Here is a 14,547-nt window from a genome sequence, read left to right as displayed (position 1 = left end):
TACCGACTCCGCGCCGCTTGCTGCCCGTTACAGCAGGCCGGTCGGCACGAAGCGCCAGCGCTGGTTGTCGCCCTTGTTCCAGTGGAAGGTGACGACCGAATTCCCCTGGTTGGTGCCGCTGCGGTAGACGTCGAGGACGTAGGAATGATCGTGGTTGTTGATGGCGCAGAAACCGTCGCCCACGTCGTCGGTGGTGACCACATATTCCAGGGCGGTGCTGGCCTGCGCCCCCACCGTCGGCAGCAGCTGGGTTCTCACCTGGCCGTCATTGCCGAAATGAATGCAATTCCGTGTGGCCATATGCTGCAGATAAAAGCCCTGCGTGGATCCTGCAATGCTCTGCACCACCCATGTCGTGGCATCGCTGGTATTGTCGAAATTCTTGATGACGCAGTTGTTCGAACTGTCGAGCGCCAGGCACATCCCCGGATTGAGTTTGGTGAAGATCACATAAGACCCGTCGTTCATGCACGTCCCCTCTGCAAGCCATCGTGGCAGCAGGGACGATAGATGGCGGCACGGACAAAGCAACGAAATAGTGCCGGCGCACCGGCAGGCACCATGAAAGATTACAAGAGCATTCGGTTGCGTCTGAGCAACCGGTTATGCGTGCATCTTCGATTGCTCGTGGTCATGGAATGTTTGATGCCGCCAATGCGTGGCGCGCCTGCCGGCCGGTCTCACCCCTATGCTGCGGCCGGCTTCAGTGTCGCCGCCAGCACCATCGCGACCAGTGCCGCGACACCGCAGCTGAGGAACACCGCCGGATAACCGAAGCCGGCAGCGATGAGGCCCATAACCGGACCGGCAACACCGAGCGAGAGGTCGAAGAAGGCGTTGTAGCCGCCGACCGCGATGCCGCGGCTCTGTGGCGCCACCCGGCGGATCGCCTCGACACCCATGGACGGGTAGACCAGCGAGAAACCAAGTCCAGTAACGGTGGCGCCGATGAGGGCCATCAGCGGCGAGCCGGCCGAGAACATCAGTCCCTGCCCCGCCGCCTGCACCGCCAGCGAGACGAGGCCGACCCTGGCGCCGCCGAGGCGGTCGGGCAGGCCGGCGAAGAACAGCCGCACCAGGATATAACCGCCGGCGAAGCCGCTGAGCGCGAAGCCGGCACCGGACCAGCCATGGGCGGCGTAGTAGAGTGTGACGAAGGCGGCCAATGCACCGAACGACATGGCAGCAAGGCCGAGCGCCATGCCCGGCTGCCAGATCAGGCCGAGCACGCGCCAGAACGGCACGCGCGGACCGCCGGCCATCGGCGCGATGCCGCGGCGGAACACCACGATGGCCAGCGCCGGCAGCGGCACACCGGCGGCCACGGCGGCGGCGATGACGAAACCGAACCGATCCAGCAGCCACAGGCCGGCCGGTGCGCCCAGCCCCAGGGCGGCGAAAATGGCGATGCCCTGCCAGGCCATCACCCGGCCGGTATTCTGCACGCCCACGGTGGCAATCGCCCAGGTCATGGCGCCGGTCAGGAACAGGCTTTCGGCAATGCCGAGCAGCAGCCGGCCGGCCAGCAGGATGGCGAGGCTGCCGGTCGCATCCACCGGCAGCAGCGCCGCAGCGACATTCATCAGCCCGGCCAGCACGGCCGCCGGCAGGCCGAGCAGCACGGCCGTCTTCACGCCGCGCCGGTCGCAGGTCAGTCCGGCATACTGCCGGGTCAGCACGGTGGCGATGGACTGGATGCCGATCACCCAGCCGACCACGACAGTGCCGAAGCCCAGCGCACCATGCACCTGCGCCGGCAGCACCGGCAGCGGAATGCCGATGGACAGCATGCCGCAGAAAACGATGGCGACGAACGGCAGCAGGCGCCGCAGCACGGCGCGGGGATCGGTGGGATATGCGGCAGCGGCGGAAGGCGAAGTGGAAACGGTCATCACGGCACCCGGATGCTTGCCGCGCCGCAGCAGCCGGCCACGAGAAGGCCAGGCCCGCAGCGAGGCAGGACGGTGCGTTGGCTGACGTTAACGCTTACGGCCGCACGGCAGGACGCCGCGGGCATCTGCTGCCGGAATAGCCGGCGGCACGGCCGCCTGTCAACCTTGCGGTCGCCCAACCCTGCAGGCTGTGACCGCCGTCGCAGCCCGGCGCGGCGCCTGTCCTATGGTGATACACGGACAGGATACAGGACAGGCGATGACCAAACCGCTGCATCACGGACCCGATGGCCGCTTCCGCAACCCGCCCGGCAGCCCGGTGCAGCAGGCGCGGCTGCGCCACATGCTGCCCTTCCTGTGGCGGATGAGCCGGCGGCGCGGCCACGAGACGGTGCCGCCCGACGGCCATGTGCTGCCGCGGCAGGATGTGCTCGACGGCCTCGCCCGCCATGCCAACCAGGATCGCCTGACCTGGCTCGGCCATGTCGCCTTCCTGATGCGCATCGGCGGCGCGACCATCCTGACCGATCCCTATCTGTCGGCGAATGCCGGGCCCGGCCGCCTCGGGCCGCGCCGCTACGTGCCGCCGGCACTGGCGGTGCACGAACTGCCGCCGGTCGACCTGCTGCTGGTCAGCCACAATCACTACGACCATCTCGATGCCCGCACCATCGCGGCGCTGCCGGGCAAGGAACGCATGCAGGTGGTGGTGCCGCTCGGCCTCGGCGCCTTCTTCCGCCGCTTCGGCTATGCCCGCGTGGCCGAACTGGACTGGTATGACAGCCTCGACCATGACGGCGTGACGGTGACGGCGACGCCGGCGGTGCATTTCTCGCGGCGTGGTCTGCGCGACACCAATCGCAGCCTGTGGGCCGGTTTCGCGGTCACCGCGAAACATGACAGGCGGCGGCTGTTCTTCTCCGGTGACACCGCCCATGGCCCGGTCTTCCGCGAGATCGGCGCCCGCATCGGCCCGGTCGACCTGGCGCTGGTCGGTATCGGCGCCTACGCGCCGCGCATCATCATGCAGGCCAGCCATGCCACGCCCGAAGAGGCCGTGGCCATCGCCCGCGATATCGGCGCGAAAGCCCTGCTGGGCATGCACTGGGGCACCGTGATGCTGGCCGACGAGCCGCAATTCGAGGCGCCGGAACGGATGCGCCGCGCCGCACTGGCCGCCGGTTACGCGGCCGATGACGCCATCATCATGAAAATCGGCGAAACCCGCGCCTTCTGATCGGGTATGCCGGGCCAGAAGCGCCCAGGCAGACGTACCCGCCTCTAGAACCGCATCGCCAGCGCCAGCCGCGCCAGCGTCTCGTACAGGCTTGGCATCTCGGCCAGCGCGGTGTCGTAACTCAGCGTGTAGGACGCCACCACCCGCATCGCCCGCACCGGCAGGCCGGGCGGCGACCAGCCGGCCTGCAGCCCGAAGCTGTTGCGGTAATCTTGCTGCGGCGGGCCGTCCATCTCGCGCGTGTTGCTGCGGGTGAAACTGAAGTCGTTGCGCAGGGTGAGATCGAGGGTCTCGTCCAGCGGCAGGGTGGCAAACAGGCCGGGGCCGTAGACCAGCCGCTCCTCGTAGAAGCTCTGTTCGCTGCGGCTGCGCCCCGACAGGCCGAAGCGCCAGCCATCCGCCCGGCCCCAGGCCAGCGCCAGCCGGTGGCGCAGGGCGCGGGAATTCTGCAGCGGGTCGCCGGCATGGATGAAGGCGTCGTAGCCCGATGCCAGCGTCAGCAGCAGATCGCGGCCAAGTCCGGAAGACAGGCTGCTGTCGATGCCGATCCGCGTCTCGCCGCCGGCACCGTCGCTCCAGTTCGTCGCCACCGCCGGTTCCAGCGCGAAGGTGATGCCGTCCTCGGCATAGATCACGCTGAGCCCGCTGTTGGCGCCGCTGGTGCGGCTGAGCGCGGCATCGCCGGCAACGCCTTCGCTGACCGTGCTGCGGGTGCTGATGCTCAGATTCTCGATGAAGGGCACATCATACGCGGCGCGCAGGAAGCCAGCCTCGGTACTACCGCCATGTTCGCGGGCGCCGCTCTGCATGAGGCTGAACCGGCCGCCGGCCAGATCGCCGACCAGAGGGGGACCGGCAGCACCCGGTGCGGCCGGATTGCCGTACAGCCAGGCCACCGGCTCCGCACCGGCGGCATGGCCTGCAGCCTCCGGTTCCAGCAGCAGGGCCATGGCGCCGAAATCCAGCAGGCCGTCGCCGCCGAAGGGCAGGAAATCGGCATAGGCATCCGGCAGCGGGGCCGCGGCCGGCGCGGCCGGCGCGGACAGCGCGGTGCGGCACCAGGCCGGATCGGCCGGCCCGGCGAACAGCGGACAGGGCGCCAGCAGCGCCGGCTGTGACGCCGGGCGCGACGTGATGATGGTGAAGGTGGAATACGGGTCCGCCCGGGCCGGCAGCGCGGCGAGTGCAGCCAGCAGCCAGGCGCCGGCCAGAGCCCGCAGCCCTGTGCCCGCAGCGTCTGCTGCCGTCCTTCCCGCAAATTGCATCATTCCCGCACTCCGCCTGCCGGTCGTTGCCCGCAGCCGAGACTTGAGGGAAATGGTGAATGGCTGCTTACCCGTCACAAAGAGATCACAACAACAAGGCAGGAATGTGGCGGAAAGCGATAAAAATGGCAGTTTTCCGATATTTCTGCAGCCTAGGGTGGCGCATCCGTCCCGGGCCAGCGGGCCGTCATCACCTGCCAGCGGAAGCGGATCGCCAGCAGCCGGATCACGAAACACAGCAGGCCGCCGGCAGCCACGCCCCAGACCGGCGCCAGGCCCAGCGCATCCGCCACCACCACCACGACGGCCCCGGCCAACGCGGCCACCGCGTAGACCTCGGCTTTCAGCACCTGCGGCACCTGCGCCAGCAGGATGTCGCGCAGCATGCCGCCGCCGATACCGCTCATGATGCCCAGCATCACGGCGGCCAGCGGGTTGATGTCGTAGAACAGCGCCTTCTGGGTGCCGATCACGGCGAACAGGGCCAGGCCGGCGGCATCGAAAACCTGCACCGGGTGATGCAGCCGGCGCATCAGCGGAAAGCAGAAGAACACCAGCAGCCCGGCGGCGCCGGCCAGCACCGGATAGGCCCAGTCGCGGAAGGCCGCCGGCGGCAATGCGCCGATCAGCAGGTCGCGCAGGATGCCCCCGGCCGAGGCGGCAGCGAAGCTGAGCACCAGCACGCCGAACAGATCCAGCCGCCGCCGCACCCCGGCGGTGGCGCCCGACAGCGCGAAGACGAAGGTGCCGGCATAATCGAGAAGGGTGAGCAGCATCGGGGCGCCTCCATGATCCGGTCGCGGCCGACAGCATCGGCATCGCGGGATGGCGCGCCATTGTCGCGCAGGCGCCGTGCCGCCGTAAACCGCCGTTTCCCCGGGCGACCCTTCGCCAGCACGGGCCCGATTGACCTTGCTGCCCGCCGCACCGGGGCAGATGATGGCGTCTGGCGCCTGCCGCGCCGGGAAAGGGCCGCATCCCATGGCCAACCGCAGCACCGAAACCACGCTCGTCTTCACCCGCTCGTTCAGCCTGCAGGCCCTCGATGCGCCGCTGCCGGCGGGCCACTATCGCGTGGTCACCGAGGAGGAGATGATCGAGGGCCTGTCCTTCCCGGCCTGGCACCGCACCGCGACGCTGCTGCTGCTGCCGGCACTGGGGCCGCACTGGTCGGTGCGGCAGATGGTGCCGGTCGATCCCGACGAGCTCGATGCTGCGCAGGCGACCAACCGCGGCGCCGGCATGCCGGCCTGAGATGCTGCTCGTCATCCGCCACCGCACCCGCTATCTCTACAGCCAGCCGGTGACGCTGGGGTCGCACCGCCTGATGCTGCGGCCGCGCGAAGGCACCGGCCTGCGCCTGCTGTCCTTTGCGGCGACAACTGCGCCGGCCAGCCTGGTGCACTGGAGCGAGGATGTCTGGAGCAATGCGGTGGCCACCGCCACGCCGCTCTGGACCGCTGATCACTTCATCATCGACAGCCATGCCCGCGTCGAGACGCTGGCCGCGCCGCCGCCCGTGCTGCCGGCCCACGCGCGACAGTATCCGTTCCGCTATGACGATGCCGAATGGGCGGCGCTCGGCGCGCTGGCGCAGCCGGCCTATACCGACCCCGAGGGCCGCCTGCGCGGCTGGGCCCAGGCCTTTGTCGCCGGCCATGGCACCGACACGCTGGCCCTGCTCGGCGACCTCAATGCCGGCATCGCCGGCTGGATCGCCTATCAGAGCCGCGACGCCCATGGCACCCAGACGCCGCTGGAAACATTGCAGCGCGGCTGGGGCTCCTGCCGCGACCTCGCGCTGCTGCTGGCTGAAGCGGTGCGCTGGCTCGGCTTCGGTGCGCGGCTGGTCTCGGGCTATGTCTACGAACCCGGTGCCGATCATGGCGATGCCGGCGCCAGCCCCGATCCCGTCGGCGGTTCGACCCATGCCTGGGTGGACATCTTCCTGCCCGGTGCCGGCTGGCGCGCCTTCGATCCCACCAACCGCTGCCCCGGCGGCGAAAAGCTGGTGCCAGTGGCAGTGGCGCGCAACATCATCGACCTGCCGCCGGTGCGGGGCGATTTCACCGGCCCGCCGGCCGCCTATCTCGGCATGGATGTCGGCGTATCGGTGACAGCGCCGGCGCTGCAGGGGCAGAGGCAGCTGGGCGGGTGAGGCTCGGCCGGTCCGTCAGGTCACCAGGAATACTCCATCGCCGAAGACGCAAAATTGGCAATAACGGCGCTATTAAAAATATGCCGCAGACCTCCTTTCTCACTTTAGTAATACAAATCTGAATTTCGGTTGATGGTGCTCTGAGCGTGGCATGACGGAAAAAATTCAGCCGTCGGCCAGTCTCACGCCGGCCGAAACTCTGTCGCGCGTCCGCTGTGCGACAGCACCTGCCGCATCTGTGCCAGCCCCCAGCGCTCCCGTTCCGCTTTCGGCGACCGCGCGAGCGCATGCACTTTCTCGCGCACGCGGCCGCCGATGCGGTCGACGAGATCGAACCGGCGCTCCGGCGGTTCGCCCTGGGCCCACAGTGGCCCGTGCCGGCGCCAGCGCGCCTGGGTGCGCGGCCAGTCCGGCAGCATGACGAAGAAGCTGCCGATGCCGAGATAGTCTTCCAGGGTCACCACCTTGTGGGTCAGATGGCCAGGCAGGAACAGGGTCTGGCCGGCCTCGACGGTGAACCAGCGCGCGCCGGGCACGGCAAGGAAGCCGTCCATGCCGAAAGCGGCGCGGTCGCGCCTGGTGCCGCTGCGCTCGACATCCTCAAGGCCGTGGCGCAGCCCGGCAAAGGTATCCCAGGCCAGCCACAGCTTGCGGCCGGTGAAGCAGTGGTTGCTGCCGTCCGGGTCGTCGGTATGGGAATCGGTGAAGGTGCCGGCCGAACTGACCACCATGGTCAGCATTTCCTGCAGGCCGATCTCGCCGCGGCATTCGGCCAGCAGGTTGAAATCCGACAGCGTCGAGCAGTCGATGCGGCGCATCACGCCGCTGCCGCGCACATGCAGGTCGGTGACCGAGACCCGCGCCCGGCCGCCGCGCCAGCGCCGCAGCAGTTCGGTCACCGTCACCAGCCGGGGCGTGCCGGCGGGGCCGCAGCGGATATGGACCCTGTGATCCGGCGGAAAGCCGGTCTCCAGCGCGCACAGGACCGCCGGGCCCGGCCCCAGCCGGCCGGCGCCGCGCACCGGCACCGGAAAGTCGGCGAACAGCACGGGCTGCCCCGCCGCCATCGCCGCAAACAGCCGCGGACGGCTGTAGGGCTCGGGCTTCAGCTGCCGCCGCACCAGCGCCGCGGCCTGGCCGGGGCGCAGTTTCAGGCTGGGATCGATCTGCCGCGCTTCGCGCCAGAGCGCCTCGATCTGCTGCGGGGTCATGGCTCCTCCCTGCCGGCCGGGATGGGACGATGGTTGTGATCCTATACGGAAAATCCCGTTTTGGTGACATGAGAATGAAAAACACAGGCATGGATTGCGGTCCGGTCGCTTGTGCGACATCTTTGTTTATGATATGTTCCTGATTGCCTACTGCTGTTGTCCATCGTGAATCTGCCCGGTGACCCCGCCTGCCGCCTTCTGGCGGCACACCGCCCCGACGGCCCCTGCCCGACGAAACCGGCAGCGGAGCGGCCGGAACCGGCATCCCGCTGGCCGGCATTGGCAGCGAACCGGCCGCAACTGGCATCGAATGGGCTGGAATTGGCGCGAATTGGCATGGAATTGGCGCGAATGGACTGCAATTGGCTCGCAACTGGCCGTCCATGGCGGCCCACTGGCTTGGAATATCAATGATTTGCGGTCCGGCTGGGCGGGCTTCAGCCCTCTTTCGCCACCCGCAGGAACACCTCGCCCACCAGCAGATGGGTGATGCTGCCGCGGCCATCGTCCAGCGGCAGGATCAGTCGGTCGTATTGCAGGATCTTCGGGCCGTCCCAGCGGGTGACGCTGACATGGAAGGGCCGGCCCTCGGCCAGCGCCAGGCCGAAATGCTGGCGGATCACCGGCCGGGTCTCGCGGATGCGGCCGTCCGGGCCCGGCTGCAGGCCGGCGCCGCCGATGGCCGCCGTGCGGCGGTAGCCCGCACCGATCGCCTGGTAGGGAAAGCTGCGGTCGGCATCGACCTCCACCACCGCGAGGTCGGCCAGGCCGGGCAGCGTCTCCGCCGGCGGCAGGGCCGTGTAGGCGGCCAGCGGCGCGTCGCCGCGAATCTCGTCATAGACCGCCTTCAGGGCGATCAGCGCCGGCGCGACGATCTCGTCGGCCGCCCAGTGGCGGTCATCGCCGGCCATCGCCGTCAGCCTGCCGGGCGGCTGTCGGCAGGCCGGCTGTCAGCAGGCACGGGCCGCGGCCGGCCATGCTCGTCGATGGCGACGTAGGTATAGACGCCCTCGGTGACCTTGATCTCGGTGGGATCGAGCCGGCGGGCGACGATGGTCTCCAGCTGCACCGCCATGGAGGTGCGGCCGACCCGCAGCACGCGGCCATAGATCGACACGATGTCGCCGACCTTGATCGGCTGGTGGAAGGTCATCGCATCCACCGCCACGGTGACCACGCGGCCCTGCGCGCGGCGGGCGGCAACGATGCCGCCGGCAATGTCCATCTGGCTGAGCACCCAGCCGCCGAAGATGTCGCCGTTGCCGTTCATGTCGGCCGGCATCGGGGCGGTGCGGATCAGCGGCTCGCCGCGGGCGGAGGCGGATTCGGTCATGGCAAGGTCCTGTCGTGACACCAGATGTTGGTTGTAGCCGAGCCGGACGCCACAGTATACTGTGGCCGCCCCCGGTTCACCCGTTAATCCGATTCTGTGAGTATTATGAACGACTTGTTCCAGAGCGGCAGCCGTGCCGGCGCCGATTACACCGCCAAGGATATCGAGGTTCTCGAGGGCCTTGAACCCGTCCGCCGCCGCCCGGGCATGTATATCGGCGGCACCGACGAACGTGCCCTGCACCACCTGTTTGCCGAGGTGCTGGACAACAGCATGGACGAGGCCGTCGCCGGCCATGCCGACCGCATCGAGGTCGAGCTGCTGGCCGATGGCGCGCTGCGGGTGATGGATAACGGCCGCGGCATCCCGGTCGACCCGCATCCGAAATTCAGGACCAAGTCGGCGCTGGAGGTGATCCTCACCACCCTGCATTCCGGCGGCAAGTTCTCGTCCAAGGTCTATTCCACCGCCGGCGGCCTGCATGGCGTCGGCGTCTCGGTGGTCAATGCACTGTCCGACCGGCTGACCGTCGAGGTGGCGCGCGACCGCGTGCTGTGGCGGCAGGATTATTCCCGCGGCGCCCCGCAGGGCAAGCTGGAAAAGGTCGGCAGCGTGCCCAACCGCCGCGGCACCACGGTGATCTTCCATCCCGACGAGCAGATCTTCGGCAAGGGTGCGCATTTCCGCGCCGCCCGGCTGTTCAAGATGGCGCGCTCGAAGGCCTATCTCTATCCGGGCGTGAAGATCCTCTGGACCTGCGCCGCCGAGCGCATCCCCACCGGCGACGACACCCCGCAGGAAGCCGTGCTGCATTTCCCCGGCGGCCTGCAGGATTATCTCAGCGCCCAGCTGGAGGGCCGCGCCACCGTCACGCCGGTTCCCTTCGCCGGCCGCGCCGCGCTCGGCGGCGAACGCGGCCAGGTCGAATGGGCGATCCACTGGCCGCAGGAAATCGACGAAGGCTGGCTGAACTCCTACTGCAACACGGTGCCGACGCCGGAAGGCGGCACCCACGAGGCCGGCTTCCGCACAGCCCTGCTGCGCGGCTTCAAGGATTACGCCGAACTCGCCAGCATCAAGAAGGCGTCGCAGATCACCGCCGACGACATCGTCGGCGGCGGCGCGGCGATGCTGTCGGTCTTCATCAAGGAACCGCAGTTCCAGGGCCAGACCAAGGACAAGCTGGTCACCGTGGAAGCCCAGAAGCTGGTCGAACAGGCGGTCAAGGATCATGTCGACCACTGGCTGGCCGGGGCGCCGCAGCAGGCCAATGCCCTGCTCGCCCATATCATCGAACGCGCCGAGGACCGCCTGCGCCGCCGCGCCGAGAAGGAGGTCGGCCGCAAGTCGGCGACCCGCAAGCTGCGCCTGCCCGGCAAGCTGGCCGACTGCGCCGACGAGGCTGCCAACGGTTCGGAAATCTTCATCGTCGAGGGCGACAGCGCCGGCGGCTCGGCCAAGCAGGCGCGCGACCGCCGCATCCAGGCCGTGCTGCCCCTGCGCGGCAAGATTCTCAACGTCGCCTCGGCCGGCTCGGGCAAGCTTGCCGCCAACCAGGAACTGACCGACCTGGTGCAGGCACTGGGCTGCGGCATCGGCGGCAAGTACCGCGACGAGGACCTGCGCTACGACAAGGTCATCATCATGACCGATGCCGATGTCGACGGCGCCCATATCGCCTCGCTGCTGATGACCTTCTTCTTCCGCGAGATGCCGAAGCTGATCGAGCATGGCCACCTGTATCTGGCGCAGCCGCCGCTTTACCGGATCAGTGCCGGCGGCAAGACCGTCTATGCCATGGACGATGCCGACAAGGACCGCCTGATTGCCGAGATGTTCAAGGGGCGCAAGGTGGAGATCAGCCGCTTCAAGGGCCTCGGCGAGATGCCGCCGGCGCAGCTGAAGGAAACCACCATGAACCCGAAGAACCGCACCCTGCTGCGGGTGCAGGTACCGGTCGACGAGGTGCGCGAGGCCGACGACCTGGTCGAGCGGCTGATGGGACGCAAGGCCGAGCTGCGCTTCCAGTTCATCCAGGAGCGCGCCGCCTTCGCCACGGATATCGACGTCTGACCATGCGCCGCCGGGGGTATCAGCGATGATCATGGCCGGCCTTGACACTCTGCCGCTGGTCGCGCTGGTCGCCATCTCGATTGCCGTCTGCGACCTGCTGATCATGATGGGCATCAGCATGATGTATCCGCGCGAGTCCGGTCCGGCCTGGTGGTCGATGGGCTACATGCTGTTCGCGATCAGCACGCTGCTCACCACCCTGCGCAGCCCGCAGACCGAGCCGCTGGTTGCGGTGATCACCGGCGCCGGCTTCGTGCTGATGTATGCCGTGCTGTGGATCGGCTATGCCCGCTTCCTGCAGCTGCCGCTGCCCTATCTGCCGGTTATGGCCACCCTGCTCGGCTTTTTCGCCGGCTTCGCCTATTTCCTGTTCGCGCAGCCGGATGTGATGATGCGGGCCGGCCTTATAGGCATCGGCATGGCGCTGATGGCCGGCGGCGCCTGCTATACCCTGCTGCGACACATGCAGCCGGCCCTGCTGCAGAGCCAGGCCTTCGCCGCGATCCTGCTGGGCATCGCCGCCATCCTCTATCTGCTGCGCAGCCTGACCGGATTTTTCGGGCTGATCGGCAAGGTCGATCTGGCCGGCGGACCGCTGGGCAGCGGCATCCTGCTGATCCCCGGCCTCGGCTCCCTGCTGCTGGCGGTGGCCACCGGCATGATGCTGGCCCAGCGCCAGCAGCAGCGCCTCGGCTACGAGGCCCGCACCGACGAACTGACCGGGCTGATCAGCCGGCATCTGCTCGACGAGATCGGCATGAAGGAAATCTCGCGCGCCCGGCGGCATGGCTATCCGCTCTGCGTGATGATCCTCGACATCGACTATTTCCATGCCGTCAACCGGCAATACGGCTACCGCTACGGCGATACCGTGCTGCAGCAGCTGGCCGTGCTGACCTCGCGCAGCCTGCGCCGCGAGGATTTCGTCGCCCGCCTCGACGGCGCCAGTTTCTGCATCCTGCTGCCCAGCACGCGGCTGGCCGGTGCGGAGGCCCAGGCGGAACGGCTGCGCGGCCAGATCGCCGCATCGGGCCACAGCCTCGGCCGGATGGATATCCGGCTGACGGCCAGCGTCGGCATCGCCACGCTGGGCCTGCATGGCGACGACTGGCCAACCCTGGTCCAGCGCGCCCGCGATGCGCTGTTCCGGGCCAAGACCGAAGGGCGCAACCGGATCGAGACCGCGCCGCTGATGGCGGCGCTGCGCGGCTGACCGTCAGCGGGCCAGCCACCTCCGCAGGGCAGCGGCCACCGCATCGGGGGTTTCCATCGGCGGCAGGTGCCCGGCATCCTCGATCACCGTCAGCTCGGCACCGGGAATCATCGCCGCCATTTCCTCATGCACCTCGACCGGCGTCAGCGCATCGACGCGGCCGCACAGCACCAGCACCGGCAGCCGGTAGCCCGGCAGGAAGGGCCGGCTGTCCGGCCGGCCCATGATCGCGGTCTGCTGCTTCAGATAGCCGTCGCGGCCGATTTCCTCGGCCATCGCCATCAGCCGGTCCACCAGTGCCCGGTTCTGCTGGTTCTGCGGATGCAGCAGGAATGGCAGCAGCTGCGGCGTGATGCCCTTGAAGCGGCCGGTCTGCGCCAGCTGCAGGAAGCTGCGGCGGGTTTTCGTCTGTTCCGGCGTATCCGGCCGCGCCGAGGTATCCAGCAGGGCCAGCCGGGTCACCCGCTCCGGCGCCTGCCGCATGATCTCGTGGCAGATATAGCCACCCATCGACAGGCCGCAGAGCGCGAACTGCTCCGGCGCCTCGGCCAGAACGGCCCGGGCCATATCGGCAATGCTGTCCTGGTTGTACTGGCCCGACGGCACGATGCACTGGGCCTCGCCCGACAGGCGGGCGACCTGTTCGCGCCAGAAATCATCGGTCAGCAGCAGACCGGGCACGAGGACCAGCGGCTGGCGCATGGCAGTTTCCTTTTCCTTACTTGATCAGACGGGAGATGGCCCTGAATTCCGGATGCGCGGCAGTGCCCAGCCACTCGAACAGGCACATCTCGGTGGTTGCCAGCGTGATCCCGGCGGCGGCCATACGCCGGCCTGCCACCGCAACGCTGTCGGCATGCCGGGAGGAAACGGCATCGGCAACCACCGCCACCCGGTAATGCGCCGCCGCCAGCTGCAGGGCGGTCTGCAGCACGCAGACATGTGCCTCGATTCCGGCAATCACCACCTGCGGCCTTCCGCAATCGGCGATGCGGGCCCGGATCACGGGGTCGGCATAGCCGGAAAAATCCTTCTTCGCGAGGGCCGGCGCCTCACCGGCAGCGGCGCGGACCGCCGGCACCGTGGCGCCCAGCCCCTCGGGATACTGCTCGGTCAGCAGGACCGGCACCGCCAGCGCCCCGGCCGCCTGCAGCAGGCGGACCGTGTTGCCGACCACGCGGTCGCCATCCTTCATCACAGGCAGCAGGCGCGCCTGGATATCGACAATCAGCAGCAGGGAATCGGCAGCAGACAGCAGCATGGGGAACTCCGCCCCCGAGACTAGTGCATGCCTGCCGCTGCGGCAAATGGCCGCCGGGCGGCTCAGTGACTGAACAGGACCGGGATGCGGGCGCCGTCGAGCACGCTTTCGGTGGCACCGCCGAAAACCCGCTCCCGCCAGCGCATGTAGCCATAGGCGCCCATCACAATCAGGTCCGCCCCCAGCCGGGCCGCCTGTTCAAGCAGGATGGCACCGGCATCGCGGTCGGATTCCGGCGACACCACCAGATCCACCGTCACGTCATGACGCGCCAGATGACGCGCCAGATCCGCCCCCGGCGTGCCGTCCATGCGCCCCTCATCGACGCACAGCACGGTCACCTTGTCCGCCTGGCACAGCAGCGGCAGGGCATCGTGCACGGCCCGCGCCGCCTCCTTCTTGCCGTTCCACCCGATCAGGACATGGCTGCATCGCGGTTCCGGCGCCAGGTCGCGCGGCAGGCGGATCACCGGCCGGCCCAGGCTGAACATCAGGTCCTGTGACAGATGCTCGGCATCGTATTCCGGGCCAACCAGCGGATCGATGCTGGTGGCGCCGGGCTGCCCCAGCACGACGAGATCGGCAGTGCGGCCATGCAGCTGCACGGCTTCCAGCGCACCGGCATCCGCCTCCAGCCACTCGCCGGCGATGCCGTGACGAGCCAGGTTCTCCTCAAACAGCCGTCGGCCCGTGGCCGCCGCCAGATCGACGGTGGCGCGATGCTCGGCGATCTTGGCCGCCGGAATGTAATGATAAGCCAGCGCCATGCGCGGCCGCGTGAACAGGCCGGTCAGATGCGCACCGCAATGTGCCGCCAGCGCGGCTGCATAGCCCACCCGGTCGGCAACACAATCGTCGTCCCCGCAGGTCAGGTGCAGCAGCAGATCGCGAAAGCCCATGATGA

At 68.6% G+C, this 14,547-nt stretch carries 15 protein-coding genes; 5 read left to right on the top strand and 10 right to left on the bottom strand.

What is annotated here, in order from left to right; genetic code table 11:
* Window positions 1-27: 27 nt before the first annotated feature.
* Both ACEQZY_RS05710 and ACEQZY_RS05705 read right to left on the bottom strand, forming a co-directional pair.
* On the bottom strand, window positions 28-468 hold the full coding sequence (locus ACEQZY_RS05710; protein WP_341702873.1) for a hypothetical protein: 441 nt from the start codon (window positions 466-468) through the stop codon (window positions 28-30).
* A 218-nt stretch (window positions 469-686) separates the two neighbouring features.
* Complete coding sequence (locus ACEQZY_RS05705) at window positions 687-1,892, bottom strand: MFS transporter (protein ID WP_370152918.1); 1,206 nt, start codon at window positions 1,890-1,892, stop codon at window positions 687-689.
* A gap of 259 nt (window positions 1,893-2,151) precedes the next feature.
* Here ACEQZY_RS05705 and ACEQZY_RS05700 point away from each other — a divergent pair, with 259 nt between their 5' ends.
* Window positions 2,152-3,129 carry an MBL fold metallo-hydrolase gene (locus ACEQZY_RS05700; protein WP_370152916.1) on the top strand — a complete coding sequence of 326 codons (978 nt, stop codon included), beginning with the start codon at window positions 2,152-2,154 and terminating at the stop codon, window positions 3,127-3,129.
* Between the two features lie 44 nt (window positions 3,130-3,173).
* On the opposite strand, the gene ACEQZY_RS05695 is transcribed toward ACEQZY_RS05700, so the two are convergent.
* Window positions 3,174-4,397: a hypothetical protein gene (locus tag ACEQZY_RS05695; RefSeq protein ID WP_370152914.1), complete on the bottom strand. Its 1,224-nt coding sequence runs from the start codon at window positions 4,395-4,397 to the stop codon at window positions 3,174-3,176.
* A 149-nt stretch (window positions 4,398-4,546) separates the two neighbouring features.
* A complete protein-coding gene (locus tag ACEQZY_RS05690) occupies window positions 4,547-5,170 on the bottom strand; it encodes a trimeric intracellular cation channel family protein (protein ID WP_370152912.1) in 624 nt (207 codons plus the stop codon).
* 205 nt (window positions 5,171-5,375) lie between these two features.
* Here ACEQZY_RS05690 and ACEQZY_RS05685 point away from each other — a divergent pair, with 205 nt between their 5' ends.
* Window positions 5,376-5,648: a hypothetical protein gene (locus tag ACEQZY_RS05685; protein WP_341702878.1), complete on the top strand. Its 273-nt coding sequence runs from the start codon at window positions 5,376-5,378 to the stop codon at window positions 5,646-5,648.
* Between the two features lies 1 nt (window position 5,649).
* On the top strand, window positions 5,650-6,552 hold the full coding sequence (locus tag ACEQZY_RS05680) for a transglutaminase family protein (protein WP_341702879.1): 903 nt from the start codon (window positions 5,650-5,652) through the stop codon (window positions 6,550-6,552).
* A gap of 182 nt (window positions 6,553-6,734) precedes the next feature.
* On the opposite strand, the gene ACEQZY_RS05675 is transcribed toward ACEQZY_RS05680, so the two are convergent.
* The 3 genes from ACEQZY_RS05675 to ACEQZY_RS05665 form a co-directional block, all read right to left on the bottom strand.
* Window positions 6,735-7,763 carry a hypothetical protein gene (locus tag ACEQZY_RS05675; RefSeq protein ID WP_370152910.1) on the bottom strand — a complete coding sequence of 343 codons (1,029 nt, stop codon included), beginning with the start codon at window positions 7,761-7,763 and terminating at the stop codon, window positions 6,735-6,737.
* A 437-nt stretch (window positions 7,764-8,200) separates the two neighbouring features.
* Window positions 8,201-8,674, bottom strand: a complete 474-nt coding sequence (locus tag ACEQZY_RS05670) for a hypothetical protein (protein WP_370152908.1) — start codon at window positions 8,672-8,674, stop codon at window positions 8,201-8,203.
* Between the two features lie 5 nt (window positions 8,675-8,679).
* Window positions 8,680-9,096 carry an acyl-CoA thioesterase gene (locus ACEQZY_RS05665; RefSeq protein ID WP_370152906.1) on the bottom strand — a complete coding sequence of 139 codons (417 nt, stop codon included), beginning with the start codon at window positions 9,094-9,096 and terminating at the stop codon, window positions 8,680-8,682.
* Between the two features lie 105 nt (window positions 9,097-9,201).
* Between ACEQZY_RS05665 and parE the strand changes: the two genes are divergently transcribed.
* Both parE and ACEQZY_RS05655 read left to right on the top strand, forming a co-directional pair.
* Window positions 9,202-11,169, top strand: a complete 1,968-nt coding sequence (gene parE, locus ACEQZY_RS05660; protein ID WP_370152904.1) for a DNA topoisomerase IV subunit B — start codon at window positions 9,202-9,204, stop codon at window positions 11,167-11,169.
* A gap of 31 nt (window positions 11,170-11,200) precedes the next feature.
* Window positions 11,201-12,382, top strand: coding sequence for a GGDEF domain-containing protein (locus ACEQZY_RS05655; protein WP_370152902.1), 1,182 nt, complete (start codon window positions 11,201-11,203; stop codon window positions 12,380-12,382).
* Between the two features lie 3 nt (window positions 12,383-12,385).
* On the opposite strand, the gene ACEQZY_RS05650 is transcribed toward ACEQZY_RS05655, so the two are convergent.
* The 3 genes from ACEQZY_RS05650 to ACEQZY_RS05640 all read right to left on the bottom strand — a co-directional run bounded on the left by ACEQZY_RS05650 (window position 12,386) and on the right by ACEQZY_RS05640 (window position 14,542).
* Complete coding sequence (locus tag ACEQZY_RS05650) at window positions 12,386-13,084, bottom strand: alpha/beta fold hydrolase (RefSeq protein WP_341702885.1); 699 nt, start codon at window positions 13,082-13,084, stop codon at window positions 12,386-12,388.
* Window positions 13,085-13,100: 16 nt separating this feature from the next.
* A complete protein-coding gene (locus tag ACEQZY_RS05645) occupies window positions 13,101-13,643 on the bottom strand; it encodes an isochorismatase family protein (RefSeq protein ID WP_370152901.1) in 543 nt (180 codons plus the stop codon).
* 62 nt (window positions 13,644-13,705) lie between these two features.
* Window positions 13,706-14,542: a universal stress protein gene (locus ACEQZY_RS05640; RefSeq protein ID WP_370152900.1), complete on the bottom strand. Its 837-nt coding sequence runs from the start codon at window positions 14,540-14,542 to the stop codon at window positions 13,706-13,708.
* Window positions 14,543-14,547 lie beyond the last annotated feature (5 nt).

Source organism: Ferrovibrio sp. (genome assembly GCF_964218355.1).
Lineage (GTDB): Bacteria > Pseudomonadota > Alphaproteobacteria > Ferrovibrionales > Ferrovibrionaceae > Ferrovibrio.
Note: the sequence above shows the minus strand (reverse complement) of the source record. Positions and strands in the feature narration are given on the sequence as shown.